Raw genomic sequence first — 26,302 nt, 5'->3', positions numbered from 1 at the left:
CGGATTGCTGCAAATTCAAACATGGGAGGAAAAGCGCATGAAAATTATTATGTTGGGGGCACCTGGTGCCGGAAAAGGTACACAGGCAAAACAGATCGCTGCAAAATATGAGATTCCTCATATTTCAACCGGCGATATCTTCCGCGCAAATATCAAAGAGGGAACCGAGCTTGGAAAGAAGGCGAAAGCATTCATGGACAAGGGAGAACTCGTTCCGGACGAGCTGACCTGCGATCTTGTTGTAGACCGTATTTCCAAACCGGACGCAGCAAAGGGCTACGTGCTGGATGGCTTCCCAAGAACGATTCCGCAGGCCGAGGCACTGACCAAAGCCCTGGAAGCACGCGGAGAGAAAATTGACTACGCAATCAATGTAGAAGTACCGGATGAAAATATCGTTCACCGTATGGGCGGACGCCGTGCCTGCATCGGATGCGGAGCAACGTATCATGTAGAATTTAACGCACCAAAGGTAGAAGATGTATGCGATACCTGCGGCGGCGAGCTGGTTCTTCGTGATGACGATAAACCTGAGACCGTACAGAAGAGACTGTCTGTATACCATGCTCAGACACAGCCTCTGATTGACTACTATAAGAAAGCCAATGTTCTGGTGGAAGTTGACGGAACCCAGGATATCAACGTGGTATTTCAGGATATAGTAAAGATTTTAGGAGCGTAAAGGATGTCCATATCAATTAAAACTGCCCGGGAAATTGAAAAAATGCGCCGTGCCGGTGAACTGCTGGAGAAGGTACACGATGAATTAGGCCGCGCCATCCATCCGGGAATGTCAACCTGGGAAATCAACAAGCTCGGAGAAGAGATGATCCGCAGCTTCGGATGCACTCCCAACTTTTTAAACTATAATGGGTATCCGGCTTCGATCTGCGTTTCTGTGAACGAAGAAGTGGTTCACGGAATCCCAAGTAAAAAACGGATTCTGAAAGAGGGCGACATTGTCAGCCTGGATGCGGGACTTATCTATGAAGGATACCATTCCGACGCAGCCCGCACACACGCGGTCGGTGAGATCTCGCCGGAGGCAAGAAAACTGGTGGAAGTAACACGCCAGGCCTTTTTTGAAGGAATCAAATACGCAAAAGCAGGCCATCATCTTCATGAGATTTCGGCGGCGATCGGTGCATACGCAGAGAGCTTCGGCTACGGCGTTGTCCGCGACCTGGTAGGCCACGGCATCGGAACGCACCTGCACGAAGATCCGGCAGTGCCGAACTTCGCACAGCCAAGCCGCGGCGTCCGCCTGCAGCCTGGCATGACGCTCGCCATCGAGCCGATGATCACAGCCGGAGGCTATGCAGTCAGATGGCTGGATGATGACTGGACCGTTGTGACAGAAGACGGCTCTCTTGCCGCACATTATGAGAACACGATTCTGATTACGGAGGGAGAACCGGAAATTCTGACACTTTCGCATACGGAGGAGGATTTATGAAACCGATTGTGAAAGGAATGTTTGCCAGAAGCCTGGCCGGCCACGATAAAGGAAAGCTGTATGTGATTTCGGATGTACAGGAGCCATACGTATTCCTGGTGGACGGAAAAATCCGTACCGCCAACCGGCCGAAAAAGAAGAAGCTGATTCACGTACAGCCGGATTACGAAATGACGGATGCGGTTCGTGATGAAGATATCCGTAAGGCATTAAAAGAAAAAAGTTGCAAAGAGTTGAAGGAGGATTAATCAATGTCTAAGGCAGATGTAATTGAGGTAGAGGGAACTGTCCTCGAGAAATTACCAAACGCAATGTTTAAAGTAGAACTGGAAAATAAACACGTTGTATTAGCTCATATCAGTGGAAAGCTGCGTATGAACTTTATCCGTATTCTCCCGGGAGACAAAGTAACCATCGAGCTGTCCCCATACGATCTGGACAAGGGACGTATTATCTGGAGAGATAAATAAGAAATACGATAAAAAAAGCCATCCGGCATGCCGGATGGCTTTTTCTCTGTATGTGTTTCTCTGTATTCATCCCCAATAACAGTAACCGTTCTACAGAACAAAGATTTCGATCACCGGCCTTCAGATTTCTGACAGCCACAAAGCAAGCACCAGTCTGCAAACCCTGCAGCATCCGCGGCGGCGGGCATCTGAATTTCTTTTCAGTCCCTTTTGAAACCTTCCAGATGTATTATGCAATATTTTAATAGAAAAAGCAATGAAAAAAGTATAAAATTTTATGAAAACTTTTTGTGAAAACCAGGAGAATTTGTGCACTTTTGAAACAAAATTTTTAAACCGTCAGAAGAAAAAGAAAAAGTGAAAAGACAGGAGAAAAGAGCGGCCGGAAAACCGTGAAAATGACAGATGAGGGCTCGAAAGCGACAGAAGAATATATGTTCGTGAATTCTGTGTGAAGTTGAAATATTTGGTTGAATTCTCAAAATAATGTGATACAATGCAATAGAGAAACTTTACGGGGAAATTTTACCGGGAAGGGTCTCCTGGGCGGTGCGGTAAAATCCATGCACCGGCAGAAATCAGGGAAACATTTTATGAAACAGCAGGCTGCAGTCTGAAAAATAATTCGGATCTGCAGCAATGGCATCGCTGTTCCTTACAGATAACAGGAAAGGAAAATGTGCAATGACAAAAATGGGAAAGAAAAAGAAAAAAGGCCTTGTTGCAGCACTCTGCGTAATTGCAGTGATTGTTTTACTTGCCGCTGCATATGGAATCTTCTGTCTGATCATCGAGGATGACAAAATCTGGGCAGATGCTTCTATTAACGGAGTAAACATTCAGGGAATGAGCAAAAAAGAAGCTGCACAGACAGTGGAACAGAAGTTTGAAGAAGATTATAAAGATACAGCTGTTACCGTTGAGCTGGATGGTCAGCAGTATACGATGAACGTATTTCCAATGCTGGGGATGGATGCTTCCGCAGAAATTGAAAAAGCATATGAAAAAGGCCATGGAAATCTTCTGGTTCGCGGTCTGGAGTGGGTCGAGATGAAACGGGGAAAGGCAGAGAAACTTTCCTATGATGTGCAGCCGACTGTGGCCCATCCAGATGAGGTGGAAGGAATTGTACAGGCATCCGGCATTCAGGATTACAACTCCATGCAGGATACTACATATGAAGTAACAGATACCGGCCTGATCGTGCATAAAGGCATTTCCGGAACCAGACCGGATGTGGATGCTTTAAAACAGCAGATCCAGACGAATGTGACAGCAATGAATTTCCAGGATGTAATTTCCTGCCCGACGGCAGAAAATCAGCTGACGGAGCCGGATTTTGCCGGAATTGCAAGCCAGATTTATACCGAGCCGGTCAATGCGACGCTGGATCCGGACAACGGATATTCCGTTGTGGCATCGAAAAACGGAACCTCAATGGATGCGGACAGTGCGAAAGCCGAGTATGAGAGTGCAGAAGAAAATACGGATATCACGATTCCGTTTACCTTTACCGAGCCGGAGATTACAACCGAGAAGATGAACGCAAATCTGTTTAAAGACACGCTTGGAAGTTACAGCTCCAGCGCAGCAGGTGGAACGAGCGGAAGAATTCACAACGTCGGACTTACGGCATCTATCTGCAACGGACAGATCGTTCTGCCGGGAGAAACCTTCTCTTTTAATGGTGTCGTAGGTGATACAACGGCAGAAAAAGGATACCAGGAGGCAGCAGGCTATCAGGATGGCAAAGTCGTCCAGGTACTTGGAGGAGGCGAATGCCAGGTGTCTTCCACACTGTTTTCCGCTATTTTGTATACAGACCTTGATGTGTTGGAAAGAGCCAACCATTCGATGCCGGTACATTATGTGCCGTCAGGAATGGATGCAACCGTATTCTGGGATTCACCGGATTTCAAATTTGAAAATAATCATAAGTATCCGGTGAAAATTGTGATGAATATGGACAGCAGTGATACACTGACCGTAAAAATTCTCGGAACAAAAGAAAACGACTATACCATTGAGCCAAGGGTAGAGCAGATCGATGAGATGAGTAATGTAACGTATCGTGATTATAAAGATGCAAGCGGAAATGTAGTAAAATCAGAATCCGTATGCGCAAGCAAATACAAACCGCTGAACTCAGGATCATGATGCAAAAAAGATGTTACCTGTAAAAAACAGGCGGGACAGAGAAGAGAAATCTGTCCCGCCTGTTTTTTTTCTTACCGGTGGGAGAGATGAAAAAATGCACAGAAAAAGAGCAAAAAAAAATGAAAAAATATGTAAAAAATTTCTTGCATTTCCGGGAACAAAATGCTATACTATAAAACGAACTTTTGCGCGTGGACTTTTTTCTAACCCACAAAAAGAAAACGCATTCCAAAAGTTTACAACAGAAAATTCCCCTACACGGGGCGCTAGGAGCAAAGAAAGGAGGATTCATCATGAAGGTTAGATCTTCTGTAAAACCGATCTGCGAGAAATGCAAAGTTATCAAAAGAAAAGGTAGCATCAGAATCATTTGTGAGAATCCAAAGCACAAACAGCGCCAGGGCTAATCCGTCATTAGGCTTGATCGTAATTGTGCAGATTTTAAGTGCGGCTGCAGCGAGGACGCGCGTGAATGCGTTGTTCTGCTGTTAATATTATAAAGTGAGACACCTGGCAAGTTGCAGCCAGGACACCTCCGGCGGGTGGACGCGCGGAGCGCAGACATCCCTTATAATATTGCTTAATACTCCGATCTGTCAGGTGGCAGAAGGAGAAAGGTCGTGCGAACACGGCTGGATACACGCATACCTGTATCCCAATTAGGAAAATATTAATGTTTTAGAAAAATGGAGGACAAAGTACATGGCTCGTATAGCTGGTGTAGACTTACCAAGAGACAAACGTGTTGAGATTGGTCTGACCTATATCTACGGAATCGGTAGAACAAGTGCAGATCGTATCTTAAAAGAAGCTGGAGTAAATCCGGACACACGCTGCAGAGATTTGACAGACGATGAAGTAAAGAGACTCAGTGCAGTTATCGATGAGAGTCAGGTTGTAGAAGGAGATCTTCGTAGAGAAATCGCTATGAACATCAAACGTCTGCAGGAGATCGGATGCTACAGAGGTATCCGTCATCGTAAAGGCCTTCCGGTTCGTGGTCAGAAAACAAAGACCAACGCAAGAACCCGCAAAGGTCCTAAGAGAACTGTTGCAAATAAGAAGAAATAATTTAACCAGTAGTCCAATATAAGATTAAGAAAGTGTAGGTTAGTTTTAAAATGGCAAAAGTGACAAAGAAAACGACAAAACGTCGTGTCAGAAAAAACGTTGAACACGGACAGGCACATATCCAGTCTTCCTTCAATAATACAATCGTAACACTGACTGATGCAGAAGGAAATGCTCTTTCTTGGGCAAGTGCCGGCGGTCTGGGATTTAGAGGTTCAAGAAAATCTACTCCATACGCAGCTCAGATGGCTGCAGAAACTGCTACCAAAGCAGCGCTGGTTCATGGCTTAAAGACTGTTGACGTTATGGTAAAAGGACCAGGATCAGGTCGTGAAGCTGCAATCCGTGCCCTTCAGGCATGCGGTCTTGAAGTTACAAGCATCCGCGACGTAACACCGGTTCCGCACAACGGATGCCGCCCACCAAAACGTAGAAGAGTCTGATTAGGAGGTTAAGAACATGGCAGTAAATAGAGTACCAGTCCTGAAAAGATGCAGATCCCTCGGAATGGATCCTGTATATCTTGGAATTGATAAGAAGTCCACAAGACAGCTGAAAAGAGCAAACAGAAAAATGTCTGAGTATGGTCTTCAGTTAAGAGAAAAACAGAAAGCAAAATTCATCTACGGCGTTCTGGAGAAACCTTTTGTTAACTATTACAAAAAGGCTGACAGAATGGAAGGACAGACTGGTGAGAACCTGATGATCCTTCTTGAACTCCGTCTGGACAACGTTCTGTTCCGTATGGGAATGGCTAGAACCAGAAAAGAAGCACGTCAGATCGTTGACCACAAACACGTTCTGGTTAACGGCAAACAGGTAAATATCCCGTCTTACCTTGTAAGCGCTGGTGATACCATCGAAATCAAAGAGGGTAAAAAATCCTCTCAGAGATATAAAGACATCGTAGAGGTTACAGGCGGCCGTCTGACTCCAGAATGGATCGAGGCTGATCTTGAGGCACTCAAAGGTGTTGTAAAAGAGCGTCCTACCCGCGAAATGATCGATGTTCCGGTTGACGAAGTGCAGATCGTCGAGCTGTATTCTAAATAAAGAATCGCCATACGCGGAAGGCTTTATTCCCATGAGTAATGAGCCAACCAATTTAAAAGGAGGGGCTTTCGAGTGTTTGATTTTAACAAACCGAAAATTGAAATTACTGAGATTTCTGATGACAAGAAGTACGGCAGATTTGTGGTTGAACCTCTGGAAAGAGGCTACGGTATCACATTAGGTAATTCTCTTCGCAGAATTATGCTTTCTTCCCTCCCTGGAGCAGCAGTAAGCCAGGTTAAAATCGAGGGCGTTCTTCATGAATTCAGCTCCATCCCTGGAGTAAAAGAAGACGTTACAGAAATCATCATGAACCTGAAGAGCCTTGCAATCCGCAATAACAGCGAAACCAACGAAGCAAAAGTTGCTTATATTGAGTTCGAGGGCGAGGGAGTTGTAAGAGCATCCGATATTCAGGTAGATCAGGATATTGAGATCATGAATCCGGATCAGGTAATCGCAACCCTGAACGGCGGCCCGGACAGCAAGCTGTACATGGAGCTGACGATCACAAAAGGCCGCGGTTATATCAGTGCTGACAAAGGCAAGAGCGATGACATGCCGATCGGCGTTCTCGCTGTGGATGCTATCTATACACCGGTTGAGCGTGTAAACCTCAAAGTGGAGAACACCCGTGTAGGTCAGATTACCGATTACGATAAACTGACACTGGATGTTTACACCAGAGGAACACTGGATCCGGACGAGGCAGTCAGCCTGGCAGCTAAGGTTTTAAGCGAGCATCTGAAACTCTTCATCGATCTGTCTGAGAATGCGAAGACAGCAGAAGTTATGATCGAGAAAGAGGACAATGAGAAAGAGAAAGTTCTGGAGATGAACATCGACGAGCTTGAGCTTTCCGTGCGTTCCTATAACTGCTTGAAACGTGCCGGTATCAATACCGTAGAAGAGCTGTGCAACAAAACTTCCGAAGACATGATGAAGGTTCGTAACCTGGGCCGCAAGTCTCTGGAAGAGGTACTTGCAAAGCTGAAAGAACTGGGACTGTCACTGAGTCCTGGGGACGGAGAATAAATCACAGCGATTTATCTTTCCGTTTGATTTGTAGACGAAAACCCCCTGTCAGTAAGTCCGAGGCAGCATGACTTGCGGGTTCCACAAATGGAGGAAAATTTAAAATGGCAAAATATAGAAAACTTGGCAGAACATCTGACCAGAGAAAAGCATTATTAAGAAACCAGGTAACCAACCTTCTGTATCACGGAAAAATCGTTACCACTGAGACCAAAGCGAAAGAGATCCGCAAGATCGCTGAAAGCATGATCGCACTGGCTGTAAAAGAGAAAGATAACTTTGAGACCGTTACCGTTACTGCTAAAGTAGCTCGCAAAGATGCTGATGGCAAACGTGTGAAAGAAGTAAAAGACGGCAAAAAAGTTACCGTATACGATGAAGTTCAGAAAGAGATCAAAAAAGATCTTCCGTCCAGACTTCACGCTAGACGTCAGATGGCAAGCTTCTTCTATCCTGTAACAGAGGTTCCGACCGAAGCAGCAGGACGCAAGAAAAACACCAAGTCCATCGATATGCCACAGAAAATGTTCGATGAGATCGCTCCGAAATATGCAGACCGTAACGGCGGATATACCCGTATCATCAAGATCGGACCGCGTAAAGGTGATGCAGCTATGGAAGTTGTAATCGAGCTGGTTTAATCTGTAAATAGTTTTGAAATTCGCAGGGGCTGCCTCTTAGTAGGTAGCTCCTGTTTTGTTGCATATCATATTTTATATGACACAATTGCGAAATTGTGGCAATGTACGGGGTTGCATCTGCTTTGCGAATAAGGTACAATACAGAATACAGAACAGCTAAAATGGGATACAAAGGAGAGCATTTGCATGGAGAGCAAGAAAAAAATGTTGTTTATTTTTAATCCGTTTTCCGGAAAAGCACAGATTAAAAGTAAACTGTTTGAAATTATCGATGTTTTTGTAAAAGGCGGATATGAAGTCATTGTCCACCCGACGCAGGCAGTCGGAGATGGTTTCGAAAAGACAAAGGAGCTTGCGCCGCAGGTGGATCTCGTTGTCTGCAGCGGGGGCGACGGAACACTGGATGAAGTTGTCAGCGGTCTGATGGAAGTGGATCAGCGCGTTCCGATCGGTTATATTCCGGCCGGAAGCACCAATGACTTTGCAAACAGTCTTTCTATTTCGAAAGATATGGTACAGGCGGCAAAGGATATCATCGAGGGAAACCTGTATTCCTGTGATGTGGGAGCGTTCAACAACGACAGCTTTGTCTACATCGCTGCATTCGGCCTTTTCACGGATGTTTCCTATGAGACAGACCAGCACATGAAAAACATTCTCGGCCATCTGGCATACCTGCTGGAGGGATCCAAACGGATCTGGAATGTGCCGACGTACTGGATTAAAGTCGAGGCAAACGGGGAAACCTTTGAGGGAGAGTATATCTACGGTATGGTGACGAATGCCAAGTCCGTCGGCGGCTTCAAAAACCTGCCGGGACAGGATGTACGCCTGGATGACGGACTCTTCGAGGTAACCCTGATCAAACGCCCGAAAAACCCGCTGGAACTGAATGAGATCATTGCGTCCCTGCTGATGCAGGAGGATCACACAGACCTCATCGATTCGTTCAAGACCGACCGCATCATCATCGAGTCCAACCAGGAGATTTCCTGGACTCTGGACGGCGAATACGGCGGAGATCACGGCTATGTCTGCATCGAAGCGCACAAACATGCCATGGAACTGGTTCTGAACAATAAGTAGGCACGGCTTTTTGATAAGTTTTTCACAAAAAAGTGCAAAAAAATGGATTTCGCCACGAAAACCATTTGGCATTTGCAGAAAGATGTTGTATAATAAAACCAGTTATGAAAGTAACAAGTATGCCGTAAGCCTGAAAACGGTACACGGCACAATTACAGACACAGGAGGTCATTTGAGCTATGTTAGTATCAGCAAAAGAAATGTTGGACAAAGCAAAAGCCGGCCACTATGCAGTTGGTCAGTTTAACATCAACAACCTGGAGTGGACAAAATCCATCCTTCTTACCGCACAGGAGATGAATTCTCCGGTTATCCTTGGCGTATCTGAGGGTGCAGGAAAATACATGACAGGTTTCAAGACTGTAGCTGCCATGGTAAAAGCTATGATCGAAGAGCTGAACATCACTGTTCCGGTTGCTCTGCATCTGGATCACGGAACCTACGAAGGATGCTACAAATGCATCGAAGCAGGTTTTTCATCCATCATGTTTGACGGATCTCACTATCCGATCGAAGAGAACGTTGCAAAAACAAAAGAACTGGTAGCTGTCTGCAAAGAGAAAGGAATGTCTCTGGAAGCAGAAGTTGGTTCTATCGGTGGAGAAGAAGATGGTGTTGTAGGTATGGGCGAATGCGCTGATCCGAACGAGTGCAAGATGATTGCAGACCTCGGTGTAGATATGCTTGCAGCAGGTATCGGCAATATCCACGGTGTATACCCGGCTAACTGGCAGGGACTGAGCTTTGAGACTCTGGCAGCTGTACAGGAGCTGACAGGAACTATGCCGCTCGTTCTTCACGGTGGTACAGGTATCCCGGATGACATGATCAAGAAAGCCATCGATCTTGGCGTTTCCAAAATCAATGTAAATACAGAGTGCCAGCTTGCATTCGCAGCAGCTACACGTAAATACATCGAAGAGGGAAAAGATCAGCAGGGTAAAGGATTCGATCCTCGTAAACTGCTTGCTCCTGGCGCAGAAGCTATCAAAGCTACTGTAAGAGAGAAAATCGAACTGTTCGGTTCTGCAAACAAAGCCTGAGTTTAAGCACGAAAATGCTGTGCAGGATTCCTGGGGGACTTCCTCCTCAGGGTCCGCACAGTATTTTTTTTCGCGAGCAACGAGTCAAAGTCCGTGCTTGCACGAGACCTTGACGACTGCCGCGAAAGCTTTCATCGAATCCGCTAATTTTTTCGCCTGAATTAGGAAAGTTTTGTAAAATAATACGAAAAAGGGACTGAGTTCAAAAAAGCACTTGCGTTTTTTAAGTTTTTGAGTTATTTTAGTATCAGTTGGAAATCAAATCCATATGCGAATGTAAAACAAGGGCGTTCTACAAAAACTTAGCTTTCCTTAGCTGCTTTTTGAGAACCCCTTTTTCTTGTATCAGGACCTTTTTAGAGTCCGGCGGGAAGGTCGCATCGCAAAATTCACAAATGGAAAGGAAGAAAGAAAATGGGAGAATATGTAAATCCGGCCAAAATCTTTGGCGAAAATGTATTCAATGACACTGTAATGCAGGAACGTCTTCCAAAAAATGTTTACAAGAAGCTGAAAAAGATCATCGAAGAAGGCGGTGAGCTGGATCTTGCTACTGCAGATACGATTGCACATGAGATGAAAGAATGGGCAATTGAAAAAGGAGCAACACACTATACACACTGGTTCCAGCCGCTGACTGGTACAACTGCAGAAAAGCACGATTCTTTTATCACAGCACCGATGCCGAACGGCAAAGTACTGATGAGCTTCTCCGGTAAAGAGCTGATCAAAGGCGAGCCGGATGCATCTTCTTTCCCGTCCGGTGGACTGCGTGCTACCTTTGAGGCAAGAGGATATACAGCATGGGACTGCACCTCACCGGCTTTCGTTCGTCAGGACGCAGCAGGCGCAACCCTCTGCATTCCGACTGCATTCTGCTCCTACACAGGAGAGGCGCTTGACCAGAAAACACCGCTTCTTCGTTCCATGGAAGCTCTGAATGTACAGTCCCTGCGTCTGTTAAAACTGTTCGGAAACACCACTTCCAAGAAAGTAACTCCTTCTGTAGGACCGGAGCAGGAATACTTCCTGGTAGATGCAGAGAAATTCCTGCAGAGAAAAGACCTGATCTACACCGGCCGTACCCTGTTCGGCGCAATGCCTCCAAAAGGACAGGAGATGGACGATCACTATTTCGGAACCATCCGTCAGAGAATTGCTTCCTTTATGAAGGAGGTCAACATTGAGCTGTGGAAGATGGGCGTTACCGCAAAGACACAGCACAATGAGGTTGCACCGGCACAGCATGAGCTGGCTTCCATCTATTCCGAGGCAAATGTAGCAGTTGACAACAACCAGCTCGTAATGCAGACCTTAAAGAGAATTGCATGCCAGCACGGACTGAAATGCCTGCTGCATGAGAAACCGTTCGCAGGTGTCAACGGTTCCGGAAAACATAACAACTGGTCCATCACCACAGATGACGGCATCAACCTTCTTGAGCCGGGCAAAACACCGCACGAGAACATTCAGTTCCTGCTTGTGTTAAGCTGCGTCCTGAAAGCTGTTGATGTTCACGCAGATCTGCTCCGTGAGTCCGCAGCCGATCCAGGAAACGATCACAGACTGGGAGCCAACGAGGCACCGCCGGCCATCATTTCCGTATTCCTTGGCGAGCAGCTGGAGGACGTTGTTGAGCAGCTGATCAGCACCGGAAATGCAACCAAGAGTAAAAAAGAGGGCGTTCTGGAGACTGGTGTTAAGACACTTCCGGATCTCAAGAAAGACGCTACCGACCGTAACAGAACCTCACCGTTCGCCTTCACCGGAAACAAATTCGAGTTCCGTATGGTTGGTTCCCGTGACTCCGTTGCAGCTCCGAACATCGTACTGAACACCATCGTTGCAGAAGCATTCCGCGATGCATGCGATGTACTGGAAGGCGCTGAAAACTTCGAGGACGCTGTCCATGATCTGATCAAGAAGAACTTAAGTGAGCATCAGAGAATCATCTTCAATGGCGACGGATATGCAGATGAGTGGTTAGCTGAGGCAGAGAGAAGAGGACTTCCGAACATCAAATCCATGGTGTACGCAATCCCGGCACTGACCACTGATACCGCAATCAAACTGTTCGGCGATTTCAAAGTATTCACCGAGGCAGAGCTGGTATCCCGTGCAGAAGTTAAATTCGAGAACTATGCAAAGACCATCAACATCGAAGCAAAGACCATGATCGACATGGCAAGCAAACAGATCATCCCGGCAGTCATCAAATATGCGACTTCCCTGGCTGGATCCATCAACACCATCACCGCAGCAGGTGTTACGGCAGTTGGTGTACAGAAGAATCTGCTGAACGAGACAAGTGCACTGCTTGAGGAAACTCAGAAAGCACTCGACGAGCTGATCGCAATCGAGAATGCAGGATGCGAGATGGAAGACGGCGAAGCAAAAGCAAAATACTACTACGAGAAAGTTACTCCGGCTATGGAGGCACTCCGTGCACCGGTTGACAAACTGGAGATGATCGTAGACAAAGAGATGTGGCCGATGCCGTCTTACGGCGATCTGATGTTTGAGGTTTAATCCGCAGACGGTCCGATAAATTGTAAAAATTCTGTGAAAACAGGGCAGAAAAAGAGGCTGTTTTTGACAACAGCCTCTTTTTTTAGTATAATGGAGATTAGTTGTTGCCAGAAGAAAAGGGCGGACAGCGCTGCCGGAACAAGCGGCAGGAAAACATGGAGGAAACGCTTCTGGAATTTCGGAGAAAAACAGAAGCATACAGAACTATGAATGCAGAACTGGAAATTTTAGGTGTGAAGCTGAAACATTACCGCGTCGATGCGGCAATGGAGATTGCAGAGGAATACCTCTCGAACGATAAGCTGAACACCATCGGGATTGTTACGATGCAGATGCTGATGCAGGCGAGCAAGGAACCGACGTGGAAACAGTATATCGAAGATCTGGATCTGACGGTCATCGGGGAAACCGAGGTGCTGGAGGCAGCAGGAATTGACCCGGAGACGCCGTCCTATGAGGAAGTGGAGACGAACGAGTTCATCGCCCGTTTTTTCTGGGGACTGATTCAGACGAAAAGCCGGATTTTCGTACTGGGCGACACTGAGGAAGAACTGCAGACACTGCAGAAATATCTGACAGAAACGTATCCCGGCATTGAGATCGGAGGCGGTGCTGTTGTCGAGACGCTGGAGGAATCCGCGTTTGACAGCCTGGTCAACGAGATCAACAGCCAGACGACGGACGTGATTGTGAGCGGCCTTGCAGGAACGCGGCAGGATCGTTTCGTTCTGGAAAACAGCAGCAAAATCAGCGCAAAAATCTGGCTGAGCCTTGGCGAGCATTCGACGCTGCAGAACGAGGCCGGTATAAAAACGAGCTGGTGGGGAACTCTGCTAAAGAAGAATACGTTCAAGCGGATGGTAACAAAATATAACAGCGAAAAGGACGGTTGAAGTTCATGAACTGGATACGGAACAAACAGCAGTGGAGAGATTATCTGCTGATTACGCTGGGAACCGCGGTCATGGCGGTTGCGACCAGCTCGATTTACGACCCGGCGGGGCTTGTTACCGGAGGATTTTCCGGTCTTGCAATCGTCATCAAACAACTGAGCCAGATGTTGTTCGGAAAAGGAGTTCCGCTCTGGGTGACGAACCTTGTGCTGAACATTCCGCTCTTTCTGTTCGGAATCCGCATGAGCCGCGATTTTCTGGTGAAAACCATCTTCGGAACCCTGATGAATACGTTCTGGATTGCCGTTCTCCCGGTGCTGCAGCTGGTGCCGGATGACAGGATGCTTTCCGCACTGTTCGGCGGCGTTCTGATGGGAGCAGGCATCGGGCTCGTCTTCATCGGAAACGGTACGACGGGCGGAACGGATATGATGGCGGCTCTGATCCAGAGAAAGCTGCGCCACTATTCCGTTGCACAGGTTATGCAGGTGCTTGATGGAATCATCGTCATCGCCGGTATTTTTGTCTTCGGTATCCACGCTTCGCTCTATGCGATCGTGGCAATCTACGTGACGACGAAAGTGACGGATGCCCTGATGGAAGGTATGAATTATGCGAAATCTGCGTTTATCATTACCGCGCATCCGGAGCAGGTAGCCGATGAGCTCATGAAAGAACTCGACCGCGGCGCGTCCGGCATCCACATAAAGGGAATGTACACGGGCGAAGAGCGTATGATGGTATTCTGTGTTGTGGGCAAAAAACAGATCCCGCAGCTCAAACAGATCGTAGGAACGATCGATCCGGACGCGTTTGTCGTTGTGTCGGATGCAAGAGAGGTCTTAGGAGAGGGCTTCCAGACGGATTTCTCCTGACCTTTTTACGTATTTTGTGGTATAAATGTTGTGTTTTCTCTTCCTTTTTTGTCTATTTTGTATTAAAATAATTATATCTGTGAGGTACTTTGCATCAGGCGCAGAACCATAGGGGTGTGGATATGCCTGGCAATGAAAGCGGGTGCAGCCGGAGACAAACTATAGGATGAAAGAGGGAAGAAAATATGATTTCAAATCAGATTTTACAGAGTACCATTGAGGGAATCAAAAATATTTCGCGTGTCGAACTCTGCGTGACTGATGTAGAAGGAAAAGTTCTGGTAACGACGTTTCCGGAGGTTGAGATCAGCCAGAATGATATTGTAACGTTTGCGCAGTCTCAGGCAGATTCCCAGACCATGAAAAATTATCAGTTTTTTAAAGTATACGATGAACACCAGCTGGAGTACGTTCTGGTTGTAAAAGGCGGAAACGATGACATTCACCTGATCGGGAAAATGGTTACCTTCCAGATTCAGGGCCTCCTTACCGCCTACAAGGAGCGCTTCGATAAAGACAACTTTATCAAGAATCTGCTGCTCGACAACCTGCTGCTGGTCGACATCTACAACAGGGCGAAGAAGTTACATATTGAAGTGGAAGCACGCCGCCTTGTATTTATTCTTGAGACAAATCCGGATAAAAACAGCGGGGCGCTGGAAAGCGTCAAGAGTCTGCTCGGTACCAAATCCGGTGACTTTATAACTGCCGTCGATGAGAAAAACATTATCATCGTCAAGGAACTTGCTCCAGGTGAGGATTATGCCCAGATGAACAAAGTGGCAGCCACCATTCTGGAAGCAGCAGGAAGAGATGAGGAGGGGAAAACCCACGTTGCTTACGGTACCATTGTCAAGGAGATCAAAGAAGTATCGCGTTCCTACAAAGAAGCCAGAATGGCGATGGACGTCGGAAAAATCTTCTCCGCTGAGAATGATATCTATGCATACAGCTCACTGGGTATCGGCCGTCTGATTTACCAGCTTCCGATCCCACTGTGCAAAATGTTCATCAAAGAGATTTTTGGCAACAAATCGCCGGATGACTTTGATGAAGAGACACTGACAACGATCAATAAATTCTTTGAAAATTCTCTGAATGTCTCGGAAACCTCGAGACAGCTTTATATACACCGAAATACCCTTGTCTATCGGCTGGATAAGCTGCAGAAGAGCACGGGACTCGATCTTAGAGTTTTTGAAGATGCGATCACATTCAAGATTGCGCTTATGGTTGTGCAGTACATGAAATACATGGAAACGCTCGATTATTAAGCGAGAACCCTTGAAGGAGGAATTGCATGATAACATTGGATAGTGTAAGTAAGAGTTACGCGAAAGGCCAGCCGGCCGTCAACAACGTATCCTTACACATCGAGAAGGGGGAATTCGTCTTTATCGTGGGAAACAGCGGTTCTGGAAAATCGACGCTGATCAAGCTCCTTTTGAAAGAACTCGAGCCCACATCCGGTACCATTAAGGTAAACGGACAGATCTTAAATAAAATGAAACGCTGGAGAGTGCCGAAATACCGCCGCGGTGTCGGCGTCGTATTCCAGGATTTCCGCCTTTTAAAAGACCGGAATGTCTATGAAAACGTAGCATTCGCACAGCGTGTCATCGAGAAACCGAACCGCGTCATCAAAAAGCGCGTGCCGGAAGTCCTGACGCTGGTCGGACTGGCAGAGAAGTACAAATCCTTCCCGAAGGAGCTTTCCGGAGGAGAGCAGCAGCGAGTTGCCGTGGCAAGAGCCATTGTCAACCGGCCTGACATTCTTCTGGCGGACGAGCCGACCGGAAACCTGGACCCGGGAAACTCCATGGAGATTATGAAGCTCCTGGAGGAAATCAACAACAGAGGAACGACCGTTCTTGTGGTAACCCACAACCGTGAGATCGTCAACTCCATGAAAAAACGCGTTATTACCATGCGAAAAGGCGTGGTAGTCAGCGATGAGAAGGAGGGCGAGTACCATGAGGTTTAGTACACTGGGCTACAGCATCAAACAGGGTGTCAAAAACATCTGGAGAAACAAGATGTTCTCGCTGGCATCCATCGCAACCATGGGAGCCTGTATCTTTCTGTTCGGTATCTTCTTTGCGGTTGTCATCAACTTTAACTACATCGTAAAAAATGCCGAGACAGACGTATCCATGACCGTCTTCTTCAACGAAGATGTGGATCAGGCGACAATCGATGAGATCGGAACGGAGATCAAGGCCAAGACCGATGTGGTCAAGGAATGTAAGTATGTTTCCGCGGATGAGACGTGGGAAAACTTTGCAAAACAGTATTTCGAAGGAAAAGAGGAATACAAGGACGGCTTTAAGCCAAACGACAACCCGCTCGCAACTTCTGCTCACTACGAGGTTTACGTATACCAGGTAGAGACGCAGGATGCACTGGCTGAGTATATCCGCTCGCTGGACGGTGTCCGTGAGGTTAAACAGGCCGAGGGTGCAACAACAACGTTGACGACGATGAACCGTGTCATTGGCTACGTTTCCATCGCGATCATCCTGATTCTTCTTGCCGTATCTGTTTTCCTGATCAGCAATACCGTCACGATCGGTATTTCGGTCCGGAAAGAGGAGATCGGTATCATGAAGCTGATCGGTGCGACGAACCTGTTTGTAAGGGCTCCGTTCCTGATCGAGGGTATCCTGATCGGTCTTGTCGGAGCAGCGATTCCGCTGGGGTTGCTGTACGTTGTATACAACAGAGTCATCAGCTACGTTATGACGGAGTTCAGCGTACTGTCGAACTTTATGGCATTCATGCCGGTATCGGCCGTATTCCGGATTCTGCTTCCGGTCGGACTCATTCTCGGTATGGGAATCGGACTTGTCGGCAGTATCTTTACGATTCGAAAACACTTGAAAGTCTGATAGGATTAGACAATATAATAAAGTAAAAATAAGTCCCGGAATCCGTCAAAAGATTCCGGGATCTTTCGATTGGGAGGCATATTTTGGAAGAACTGATGAAGGAAGAAAAAGAGGGCGTAAAAGCGGCAGAGCAGGAAAAACCGAAAAAGCGCAGAAACAGAAAGAAAAACCGAAAAAATGAGATGCGGAAGAGCTACTTTGCGGGCATGATTTCCATGCTGGCGATTGTAATGATCGTGCTTGTCGGAACAACGTTTCTTTGGCCGGGAAGCAGTGCGGACCACCCCGGCGGCTTCTGGGCGTGGCGGAAGACGGCGGCGATCAAAGCGATGATCAGCCAGCTTTACGCGGGCGATGTGGATGACACAGAGCTGTCGGATGCGATGTATAAAGGGCTGATCAGCGGCCTCGGCGACAAGTATTCTACGTATTACACGAAAGAGGAATACGAAGCGATCAAGACAGCGCAGGAGGGTTACTATCAGGGCATCGGTGTTACGGTGACGCTGGACGGCGATAAGCTGCAGGTCACCGGCGTACAGGACGATACCCCGGCGGCGAAGGCCGGTATTCAGGCGGATGACCGCATTGTAAAGATTGACGGGCAGACACTCGAAGGCTTAAGCCTCAACGATGCGGTCGGTCTTCTGAAAAACAGCGAGAACGATACCGTGACGCTTTCCATCGAGCGGGAAGGCGAGGCGGGTCTGATTGAAACGGAAGTCACAAAAGAGAAGCTTGCGGCGATTGTGGCAGACGGTAAAATGCTGGACGACAAGATCGGCTATCTGGCCATCAGCGAGTTTACAGGGCTTACCTCCGAGCAGTTCCAGAAAGCATACCAGTCACTGCAGGATCAGGGCATGGAGCGCCTGATCATCGATCTGCGCGGTAATCCGGGCGGCCTCGTGACGGCAGTCTGTGATACCCTGCGCCAGATCCTGCCGGAGGGACTCATCGTGTATACCGAGGATACAAATGGAAAACGGGAAGAGTATACCTGCGACGGCGATACCCCGATCTCGATTCCACTCGTCGTGCTGGTCAATGAAAATACGGCAAGTGCGGCAGAAATCTTCACGGGAGCAGTCAAAGATTACGGCATCGGAACGATTGTCGGAACGACGACATTCGGAAAAGGCATTGTCCAGAATACATTCCAGCTCTCGGACGGCAGCGTGGTGAAACTGACGATTGCTCATTATTACACGCCGCTCGGAAACGACATCCACAAGGTCGGCATTACGCCGGATGTCGAGGTGGAGCTGCCGGATGACGCGACGAGCGATGTGCAGCTCGAAAAAGCGCTGGAAGTTGTCAAAGGACTGGAAAGTGCGGAATAAAATAAGAATTTTCACAGAAAAGCAGGAAAAAGGTAGGAAAAAAAGCACGAACGTGTTATCTTAGTAGAGGAGCCGAAAACAGATCTTGGCAGGCTCTAAAAGAAAGTGAGGAAAGACAGATGAACTTTACAGAAAGAAGAAAACAGGTTTTTGATAAAATGGACCAGGATTCTGCACTGCTTTTGTTTTCTGGAATCGAGCTGCATGTCAGCGCAGACGAATATCTGCCGTTTGAAGCAAACCGCAACTTTTTCTATCTGACCGGCCTTCGCAGAGATCACATGATCCTGATGATGAAAAAGACCGCAAAAGAGGAGAAATCCATTCTGTTTATCGAGGAAGTGGATCTGAACCAGGAGAGATGGTTTGGAAGAAAAGTAACCGTATCCGAGGCACAGGAGATCACCGGAATCGATGACGTTCGTTTCCTGGATTCCTTTGAGGGCATGGTAAACCGTCTGATGGCACGCGAGGACATCGGAACCCTGTATTTCGACTGCTACCGCTATCAGGTCGAGGATCTGCCGGATTACAACATGGTAAAGGCAGAGGAGTTCGCAAAGAAATTTCCAGGCAGACCGATTAAAAACATTGCTCCTGTCATCGCAGCACTGCGGATGCAGAAAGATGAGGATGAGATCGCTCTCGTCCGCCAGGCAATCAAGATCACCGACGACGCGCTGAAATTCGTGATGAAGAATCTGAAACCGGGCTGCACCGAGTATCAGGCACAGGCTGATTTCGAGTACAAGATTTTCCACGAGGGAGCAGACGGAACCGCATTCCCGACGATCGCAGGAAGCGGTGCAAACGGAACGATGCTGCACTACGACACCAACCGTGACGTGTGCGAGGATGAGACCCTGCTTCTGATGGACCTCGGAGCAAAATTCCAGGGCTACTGCGCAGATATCACCAGAACGTATCCAGTCAACGGAAAATATACGGACCGTCAGAGACAGGTTTACGACGTTGTTCTGGCAGCAAACCGCGCCGTTGCAAAAGCAGCAAAACCGGGTATGACATTAAAAGAGCTCGACGATATCGCAAAGGATGTTCTCGGCGAGGGCTGTGTGAAACTTGGCCTGATCGAGAAGAAAGAGGATGTCGGAACCTATTACATGCACGGCGTTTCCCATCACCTCGGCATCGATGTACACGATGTGACCGCGGCATGGAATGATAAGCTGCGTCCGGGTGCCATTATTACCGACGAACCGGGTCTGTATATTGACGAATGGGAAATCGGTATCCGGATTGAGGACGATATTCTGATTACAGAAAACGGCAGCGAGGTTCTTTCTGAAGCCGTGATGCGTGATCCGGATCAGATTGAAGCGTTTATGCAGGAAAAGTAAAAAAATGACATCGGAAGATGCCAAACCGAAACAAAGCCCAAAGAAAAGAGGCGCAAAAAATCCTGAAAATTTTCCGGAAAAGCAGGAAAAGGTCAGGAACAGATGAAAAGGAGAAAACAAGATGAAAATTGCAGTCACATACGATAACGGGAATATTTTCCAGCACTTTGGAAAAACAGAGAACTTTAAAGTTTATGAAGTAGAAGACAATAAAGTGGTTTCCAGCGAAGTGATCGGATCCAACGGAACCGGCCACGGCGCACTGGCAGGCCTTCTTTCCGAGCAGGGCGTGGATGTTCTGATCTGCGGCGGCATTGGCGGCGGAGCACAGGCGGCACTTGCCGAGGCAGGCGTGGAACTTTGCTCCGGAGCGGAAGGAGATGTGGATGCAGCAGTTGAAGCTTACTTAAATGGAACCCTCACATCTGCGGGTGCAACGTGTGATCATCACGATCACGAGGAAGGTCATTCCTGCGGGGATCACTGCGGAAGCCATGAGGAAGAGGAGAGCTCCTGCGGCGGTTCCTGCGGAACCTGCGGCGGCGGATGCGGTGCACCGACTCCGGTTATGGAAGGTAAGAATGTCGGAAAAACCTGCCGTACCCACTACAGAGGAACCTTCAACGATGGAACCCAGTTTGATTCTTCCTACGACCGCGGCGAACCGCTCGAGTTCATCTGCGGTGTGGGCCAGATGATCCGCGGCTTCGATGCAGCCGTTGCAGAGATGGAAGTCGGCGAAAAAGTCAACATCCATCTGATGCCGGAGGAGGCTTACGGAATGCCGGATCCGAACGCAATTTTCACCGTTGCGATCGCACAGCTTCCGGGAGCAGAGGAAGTAGAGGTCGGACAGCAGGTTTATCTGCAGAACCAGTACGGCCAGCCGTTCCCGGTAAAAGTTACCGCAAAAGACGAGACCAATATCACGTTTGATGCCAACCATGAGATGGCTGGAAAAGAGCTGAATTTTGAGATTGAGCTGGTTGAAGTGAAATAAAAAAATGCATAAAAAAGAGTGTCAGGACGAAGGAGCCAGGCACTCTTTTTTGATGCGCAGAAAAATCAACGATTCCCATTTCCGATTTCCGTTATTTTTTGTAAAAGTAAACAAAAAATGACCAAAATTCATTTTTTGCCATTTCAAATATTGACTAATAGTCATTTAAGTTGTAAGATGTGGTACTAGAAAAACAAGTTAAAAATGAATCAGAGGAGATGAATGAAAATGGTTAAAGTTGGCAAATGGATTGCCAAGCACAGGATTCTGATGCTGATCATTGGATTTCTGCTGATTATTCCGTCAGTCATCGGAATGGCAGCAACGAAAGTAAACTATGATCTGCTCAGCTATCTGCCGGAGCATCTGGAAACTGTAAAAGGACAGGACATTCTGGTAGATGAATACGGCATGGGTGCGTTCTCCATGGTTGTCGTGGAAAACATGGAAATGAAGGACGTACAGAAACTCGAAGAAAAATTCGAGCAGGTAAACCACGTAAAAGAAGTTTTATGGTATGACGATGTGGCAGACATCAGCGTGCCGGTTGAGATGATCCCGGAAAAACTCCGGAAAGCATTCTACAATGGGGATGCAACCATGATGCTCGTTCTGTTCGACAATACGACTTCTTCCGATGACTCCATGGAGGCAATCGAGGATCTTCGTAAAATTGCGAACGAGCAGTGCTTCATCGGCGGTATGACCGGTGTTGTTACCGATATCAAAAACGTAGCATTAAAAGAGCTGCCGGTTTACGTTGTCATCGCCGCAGTTTTGAGCCTCGTTGTCATCGAGCTGACATCGACTTCCTTCGTTGTTCCGATCCTGTTCCTGTTAAGTATCGGACTTGCAATCCTTTACAACCTGGGAAGCAACGTGTTCCTTGGTGAGACTTCCTACATCACAAAAGCGCTGACCGCCGTGCTGCAGCTTGGTGTTACGATGGACTACTCCATCTTCCTGCTGAACAGCTTCGAGGAGAATAAAAAGCGTTTCCCGGATGACAAAGAGCGTGCGATGGGCCATGCAATCGCCAACACGTTCAAATCCGTAGCCGGAAGCTCCGTTACCACCGTAGCCGGTTTCCTGGCACTGTGTGTTATGACCTTTGCCCTTGGCCGCGACCTTGGTATCGTTATGGCAAAAGGTGTTTTGATCGGCGTTGTCTGCTGTGTCACCGTCCTGCCGGCCATGGTTCTGGTATTTGACAAGGCAATTGAGAAAACGAGACATAGACCGCTGGTAAAGAGTCTGGATAAACCATCCGCTTTTATCACCAAACATTATAAGGCGTGGGTTGTGATCTTCCTGATCCTGCTGTTCCCGTCGATCTACGGAAACAATCATACCCAGATTTACTACAACATTGCGCGTTCTCTTCCGGCTACCCTGGACTGCAACGTGGCAAATGATGAGGTAAAAGCGCAGTTTGACGTAAGCAACATGCATATTGTGATGATGGATCGCGATATGGATTCCAAACAGAAAAAGAAAATGATGGAGGAGATCGGCAACGTAAAAGGTGTCAAATCGACCATCAGCATGAGTTCCCTGCTTGGACCGACGATTCCGGAATCCATGATCCCGGAAAATCTCCGAAGCATGTTGCAGAGCGATGAGTATGAGCTTGCATTTGTGAGCTCTGAATATGAGTCCGCAACAGATGAAGTAAACGAACAGGTCAAAGCGATTGACAAAATCGTAAAATCCTACGATAAAGATGGAATGGTCATCGGTGAAGCACCGTTGATGAAAGATCTGCAGGATGTTACCGATGCTGACCTTGTCAACGTAAACGTGCTTTCCATTGGTGCAATCTTTATCATCATTCTGCTGATCTTCAAATCGATTTCTCTGCCGATTATTCTGGTAGCAGTCATCGAGTTTGCAATTATGCTGAATATGGCAATCCCGTATTATCAGGGAACCAGCCTTCCATTCGTGGCCAGCATCGTAATCGGAGCGATTCAGCTCGGTGCAACCGTGGACTACGCTATCTTGATGACAACCCGTTATCAGAAAGAGCGCCAGAATGGAAAAGACAAAAAAGAAGCTATCAGTATTGCGCATAAGACCAGTATGCCGTCCATCATCAGCAGTGGCCTGAGTTTCTTTGCCGCAACCTTCGGTGTAGCCTGCTACTCTCAGGTTGAGATGATCGGTTCCATCTGTACCCTGCTTGCGCGGGGCGCGATCATCAGTATGGTCGTTGTTATCCTGATTCTGCCGGCAATGTTTATGATTTTCGATAAACTGATCTGTAAGACATCGATTGGATTTTTAAAGAAGAAAACAAAATAAAGTATGACAAATCCCCTGTACCGGAAGTAGCTGGTGCGGGGGAATTTTTTTGCTTTGCGTTCAAATTTCTGATGTGACGGATAAGATTCTGCCACGGATTGAAGACTGGTAGAACCGGCCACTGGACGAGGTCTATCCTATTCTCTACATCGATGCAATCCATTATTCTGTAAGGGATAATGGCGTGACCCGAAAGCTTGCTGCTTATGCATCAGAAAAACTATTTCGAAGTGACAAGTCTTATCTTGGAAATAAAAGCATGCGGGTCTGTTCAGAGGAAGCACTTTCTTCCAAGATATTCATTCAGTTTATTGCTCTGATTCTGCGAAGCAGAATCTATACTGCGTTAAAAGATAAATGTGAAAAGATGCTGAAAAAACCGAATTATATGACGGTACCGGCAGCACTGAAAGAACTGGAAAAGATTGTAATGATAAGGCATTTGGACGGCTTTTATAGGCTGGATCATGCCGTCACAGCAACACAGAAGACCATCCTGGACGAATTCGGGTTAAGTGAAGGAAGTGTACGGAATCAGGCAAAAGAAATCGGAAAGACACTGCAAGATAGGACGGACAAGGACTAAAGGAGAAGAAAAAATGGCAAGAATACGTAGAAACAGTGAGCAGACATTGGAATTTAAGATCGAACAGGCTGAAGCAAAAGTAGCAAGAACAAGAGAAGCCCATGAAAAAGCGGTGGATGAACTGAAAAAGTTATATGATATCCGAAAAGCATATCAGAGAGATGAACTTCTAAAAGCATTAGAATCTAGGTAACTGTTTCATTTGATAAATATAGTATATTCTGGAAATGTGTTCTGTGTGTGGTGAGAAAATTAAGGGTTTCTAAAATAATGAACATTATATTGACAGAAATACTCCGGGGAAAAATAAAAATCCCCGGAGTATTTTTACGTGTTTCTATCTAAAAGCACCATCAAAAATCATATCAGCAAATCTTACATTCCGGTCACTCACCGCACCAGACAATTCAAACATTCCTTTAGTACTATCTGTGACAATCAAAGTCAAGGTATTTTCATGAAAATAGAATTTCCATGTTTGTGAATGCCCGGTTTCCTGCCAGCATATAGTCAAAATAAGGGTACTCTGGTCTACCCAACTGTGATGGGCAGCATATTTCCAAATACGGTTTCTCTGTTCGTCTCCAATAAGTGGGCTATTTGACGGAATTTCAATTGCATATGTGGTTTCTCCAAACAAATCAACAGTACAGGAACTGTGAATAGTCTGTATTTCATCGATTACAAACTCCATACGGCTGTTGCCAATCTCAAAGCGAAGAGTATGTTTTTCATCTGATGTACGACTGCGTAAATCAAATTCTTTTCCCTGAAGCATATGCATTAGATAAGAAGCACTCGGCGAATATACAACAGGAGTTTCCCACTGGTTCATTACGTTTTTCATGTATTGGTAACACCATGCATCACGAGGTTTCGGCTGCTCAGTTATGTTATTAAGGATATACTTTTCAAGCAGAGGGAAAATTCTGCTTCCATCCGTTTCTTCAGCAGTAGTTGTGATAACCATATCCATTTTCGGAAATACCATGCAATACTGGCCAAATGCTCCATCAGCACGATAGCTCCCCGGACTGTTCTCCCAAATTTGATATCCATAGTGGCGGCCCCATCCGGCACATCCCTGCACGTTTGTGGAAATGTGGGGGTATGATGCCTCCGTAACCCATTCTTCCGTGAGAATGCGTATGCCATTGTAAACACCTTTATGTAAGTACAAAAGTCCCAGTTTTGTGAGATCACGTGGAGCAATCAAAAGCCCCCATGCTCCAGTGTTAACATCTCCATGTTTATCCCAACTGACATCTGTAATCTCCAGAGGATCAAATAGATGCGTCTGTAACCAATCTTTCAGGCACATGCCAGTCACACGGCTGATAAGTTCTGACAGCATATAAGTTCCTCCGGAATTATAGACAAAATGAGTTCCTGGCTCATATACTATTTTTCTGGTAAAAAAGATTTCCGGCCAGGGTCTTATGCCATTGCACATATCTCCCACTGTATCCACGCCATGACCCGTACTCATAGTCAAAAGATGGCAAATTTTTATGGTACGGGCTGCATCATCCATGTCCAAATCTCGACATTCCGGAAAATAATCAAGAAGGAAATCATCTACCCGCAACAAACCTTCTTTTACCGCAATCCCTATAGCCGTGGATGTAAATGTTTTGCTTACGGAATATACCAATCTTTTATCAAGTGCACAAAACGGATATTTGGAAACTTCTGCTATCGCTTTATCATGGCGAACAATATGAAGAGTCCGCAATTTATAATTTATTGCATCACATTCTTTCAGAAACTGGGCAATAGCTACAGAGGAAATGCCTACATCTTCAGGAATATAAAATTTATTGAATAATTGTGTCATTAGAATTCTCTCCTTTATTGGGTATTTCTCAATTTTATAACTTCTTCATCTGGATTCATAAAGTTACTAATCAAAACTAACAAAATGCTACAGACCAAAGGAACGACTGCATATCCGCATCTTTCAGCAAACAGGGTGACAGAAGATTGTGCAATGCCATTATTTGCAGCTTGAGCGTCATATTTACACAGAGACAAAGTGTGTGTCTGGTCAATGATAAAACCGCTTGAAAATTCTGTCACTGCGTTGATAATACGTCCGGCAGACATCATAAAAGCAATAAACGACATGGACAACAGCAGATTGTCGGTCAGATACAGTGTTAAAAAGAACCAAAAATACCACCCAGACAATTAGCTCCACAGCCAAAAAGTGCGTATCCAAACATTTGAGATTTTGCAATCTCTCCATTATTCTTATCTCTCATTGTGATGATCCTCCAAGATTATTTTAAGTTTTTTACGCGCGCTTTTACTTATCTGAAGGATATCATAGATAGTATATTGTAAGATATAGGAGAATTAACCTTTGAATTTAGTAATATTGACTAGTCATTTTTATCCAATGCGTCGTAAAACCCCTTGCTTCAGCTATGGGGATATATAAGACGCGTCCATCGAATTTACGCAAGTAATTGAAGATGGACAAAATAACAATTGTGTTAATTGATAAAATAT

General features: G+C 46.5%; 26 protein-coding genes and 2 pseudogenes. 27 read left to right on the top strand and 1 reads right to left on the bottom strand.

What is annotated here, in order from left to right; genetic code table 11:
• The first annotated feature begins 37 nt into the window (after positions 1–37).
• From I2G42_RS10340 to I2G42_RS10210, 27 genes and pseudogenes are all read left to right on the top strand, one after another.
• Positions 38–682, top strand: coding sequence for an adenylate kinase (locus tag I2G42_RS10340; RefSeq protein WP_022461645.1), 645 nt, complete (start codon positions 38–40; stop codon positions 680–682).
• A gap of 3 nt (positions 683–685) precedes the next feature.
• Entirely contained in the window at positions 686–1,456 is a 771-nt protein-coding gene (gene map, locus I2G42_RS10335) for a type I methionyl aminopeptidase (protein ID WP_022461644.1), read from the top strand.
• Positions 1,453–1,704, top strand: a complete 252-nt coding sequence (locus I2G42_RS10330; RefSeq protein WP_022461643.1) for a KOW domain-containing RNA-binding protein — start codon at positions 1,453–1,455, stop codon at positions 1,702–1,704. Before map ends, I2G42_RS10330 begins: the two co-directional genes overlap by 4 nt.
• A gap of 3 nt (positions 1,705–1,707) precedes the next feature.
• The gene (gene infA, locus I2G42_RS10325) at positions 1,708–1,926 is read left to right on the top strand and encodes a translation initiation factor IF-1 (protein WP_022461642.1); all 219 of its coding nucleotides are present in this window, start codon (positions 1,708–1,710) and stop codon (positions 1,924–1,926) included.
• Positions 1,927–2,610: 684 nt separating this feature from the next.
• Entirely contained in the window at positions 2,611–4,083 is a 1,473-nt protein-coding gene (locus I2G42_RS10320; RefSeq protein WP_195531017.1) for a VanW family protein, read from the top strand.
• A gap of 10 nt (positions 4,084–4,093) precedes the next feature.
• On the top strand, positions 4,094–4,387 hold the full coding sequence (locus I2G42_RS10315) for a hypothetical protein (protein WP_147398420.1): 294 nt from the start codon (positions 4,094–4,096) through the stop codon (positions 4,385–4,387).
• Positions 4,377–4,490 carry a 50S ribosomal protein L36 gene (gene rpmJ, locus I2G42_RS10310; protein WP_003022746.1) on the top strand — a complete coding sequence of 38 codons (114 nt, stop codon included), beginning with the start codon at positions 4,377–4,379 and terminating at the stop codon, positions 4,488–4,490. The genes I2G42_RS10315 and rpmJ overlap by 11 nt, the downstream gene beginning before the upstream one ends.
• A 295-nt stretch (positions 4,491–4,785) precedes the next feature.
• Entirely contained in the window at positions 4,786–5,154 is a 369-nt protein-coding gene (gene rpsM, locus I2G42_RS10305) for a 30S ribosomal protein S13 (RefSeq protein ID WP_022461573.1), read from the top strand.
• Positions 5,155–5,204: 50 nt separating this feature from the next.
• Positions 5,205–5,597 (top strand): 30S ribosomal protein S11, encoded by a 393-nt coding sequence (gene rpsK / locus I2G42_RS10300; RefSeq protein ID WP_022461574.1) that lies wholly within the window; start codon positions 5,205–5,207, stop codon positions 5,595–5,597.
• A gap of 16 nt (positions 5,598–5,613) precedes the next feature.
• A complete protein-coding gene (rpsD, locus tag I2G42_RS10295; protein WP_022461575.1) occupies positions 5,614–6,207 on the top strand; it encodes a 30S ribosomal protein S4 in 594 nt (197 codons plus the stop codon).
• A 72-nt stretch (positions 6,208–6,279) separates the two neighbouring features.
• A complete protein-coding gene (locus I2G42_RS10290; protein WP_022461576.1) occupies positions 6,280–7,242 on the top strand; it encodes a DNA-directed RNA polymerase subunit alpha in 963 nt (320 codons plus the stop codon).
• Positions 7,243–7,346: 104 nt separating this feature from the next.
• Positions 7,347–7,883, top strand: a complete 537-nt coding sequence (locus tag I2G42_RS10285) for a bL17 family ribosomal protein (protein WP_022461577.1) — start codon at positions 7,347–7,349, stop codon at positions 7,881–7,883.
• Positions 7,884–8,069: 186 nt separating this feature from the next.
• Positions 8,070–8,969 (top strand): diacylglycerol/lipid kinase family protein, encoded by a 900-nt coding sequence (locus tag I2G42_RS10280; RefSeq protein ID WP_055227725.1) that lies wholly within the window; start codon positions 8,070–8,072, stop codon positions 8,967–8,969.
• A 179-nt stretch (positions 8,970–9,148) separates the two neighbouring features.
• Positions 9,149–10,012 carry a class II fructose-1,6-bisphosphate aldolase gene (fba, locus tag I2G42_RS10275; protein WP_022461579.1) on the top strand — a complete coding sequence of 288 codons (864 nt, stop codon included), beginning with the start codon at positions 9,149–9,151 and terminating at the stop codon, positions 10,010–10,012.
• Positions 10,013–10,426: 414 nt separating this feature from the next.
• Positions 10,427–12,541: a glutamine synthetase III family protein gene (locus tag I2G42_RS10270; RefSeq protein ID WP_055220741.1), complete on the top strand. Its 2,115-nt coding sequence runs from the start codon at positions 10,427–10,429 to the stop codon at positions 12,539–12,541.
• A gap of 104 nt (positions 12,542–12,645) precedes the next feature.
• The gene (locus I2G42_RS10265) at positions 12,646–13,434 is read left to right on the top strand and encodes a WecB/TagA/CpsF family glycosyltransferase (protein ID WP_055220739.1); all 789 of its coding nucleotides are present in this window, start codon (positions 12,646–12,648) and stop codon (positions 13,432–13,434) included.
• Between the two features lie 5 nt (positions 13,435–13,439).
• Positions 13,440–14,309, top strand: coding sequence for a YitT family protein (locus I2G42_RS10260; protein ID WP_022461636.1), 870 nt, complete (start codon positions 13,440–13,442; stop codon positions 14,307–14,309).
• 185 nt (positions 14,310–14,494) lie between these two features.
• Positions 14,495–15,583, top strand: a complete 1,089-nt coding sequence (locus tag I2G42_RS10255) for a PucR family transcriptional regulator (protein ID WP_022461637.1) — start codon at positions 14,495–14,497, stop codon at positions 15,581–15,583.
• A gap of 26 nt (positions 15,584–15,609) precedes the next feature.
• Positions 15,610–16,293: a cell division ATP-binding protein FtsE gene (ftsE, locus tag I2G42_RS10250; RefSeq protein WP_022461638.1), complete on the top strand. Its 684-nt coding sequence runs from the start codon at positions 15,610–15,612 to the stop codon at positions 16,291–16,293.
• The gene (ftsX, locus tag I2G42_RS10245; RefSeq protein WP_022461639.1) at positions 16,283–17,197 is read left to right on the top strand and encodes a permease-like cell division protein FtsX; all 915 of its coding nucleotides are present in this window, start codon (positions 16,283–16,285) and stop codon (positions 17,195–17,197) included. The genes ftsE and ftsX overlap by 11 nt, the downstream gene beginning before the upstream one ends.
• 83 nt (positions 17,198–17,280) lie before the next feature.
• Entirely contained in the window at positions 17,281–18,540 is a 1,260-nt protein-coding gene (locus I2G42_RS10240; protein ID WP_055227722.1) for a S41 family peptidase, read from the top strand.
• A 119-nt stretch (positions 18,541–18,659) separates the two neighbouring features.
• Complete coding sequence (locus tag I2G42_RS10235) at positions 18,660–19,898, top strand: aminopeptidase P N-terminal domain-containing protein (protein WP_055227720.1); 1,239 nt, start codon at positions 18,660–18,662, stop codon at positions 19,896–19,898.
• Positions 19,899–20,019: 121 nt separating this feature from the next.
• On the top strand, positions 20,020–20,898 hold the full coding sequence (locus tag I2G42_RS10230) for a NifB/NifX family molybdenum-iron cluster-binding protein (protein WP_055227718.1): 879 nt from the start codon (positions 20,020–20,022) through the stop codon (positions 20,896–20,898).
• A 228-nt stretch (positions 20,899–21,126) separates the two neighbouring features.
• Complete coding sequence (locus I2G42_RS10225) at positions 21,127–23,202, top strand: efflux RND transporter permease subunit (protein WP_055220731.1); 2,076 nt, start codon at positions 21,127–21,129, stop codon at positions 23,200–23,202.
• Between the two features lie 64 nt (positions 23,203–23,266).
• Positions 23,267–23,410 (top strand): annotated as a pseudogene (locus I2G42_RS10220) (transposase); the annotation flags it as partial.
• Positions 23,411–23,788, top strand: a pseudogene (locus I2G42_RS10215) (IS1634 family transposase); the annotation flags it as partial.
• A 13-nt stretch (positions 23,789–23,801) separates the two neighbouring features.
• Entirely contained in the window at positions 23,802–23,981 is a 180-nt protein-coding gene (locus tag I2G42_RS10210) for a hypothetical protein (RefSeq protein WP_055227713.1), read from the top strand.
• Positions 23,982–24,125: 144 nt separating this feature from the next.
• Here I2G42_RS10210 and I2G42_RS10205 read toward each other — a convergent pair whose 3' ends face one another.
• On the bottom strand, positions 24,126–25,625 hold the full coding sequence (locus I2G42_RS10205) for a serine hydrolase domain-containing protein (protein WP_055227711.1): 1,500 nt from the start codon (positions 25,623–25,625) through the stop codon (positions 24,126–24,128).
• Positions 25,626–26,302 lie beyond the last annotated feature (677 nt).

Origin of the sequence: Fusicatenibacter saccharivorans (assembly GCF_015557635.1) — a bacterium.
GTDB classification, from domain to species: Bacteria; Bacillota; Clostridia; order Lachnospirales; family Lachnospiraceae; genus Fusicatenibacter; species Fusicatenibacter saccharivorans.
Note: the sequence above shows the minus strand (reverse complement) of the source record. Positions and strands in the feature narration are given on the sequence as shown.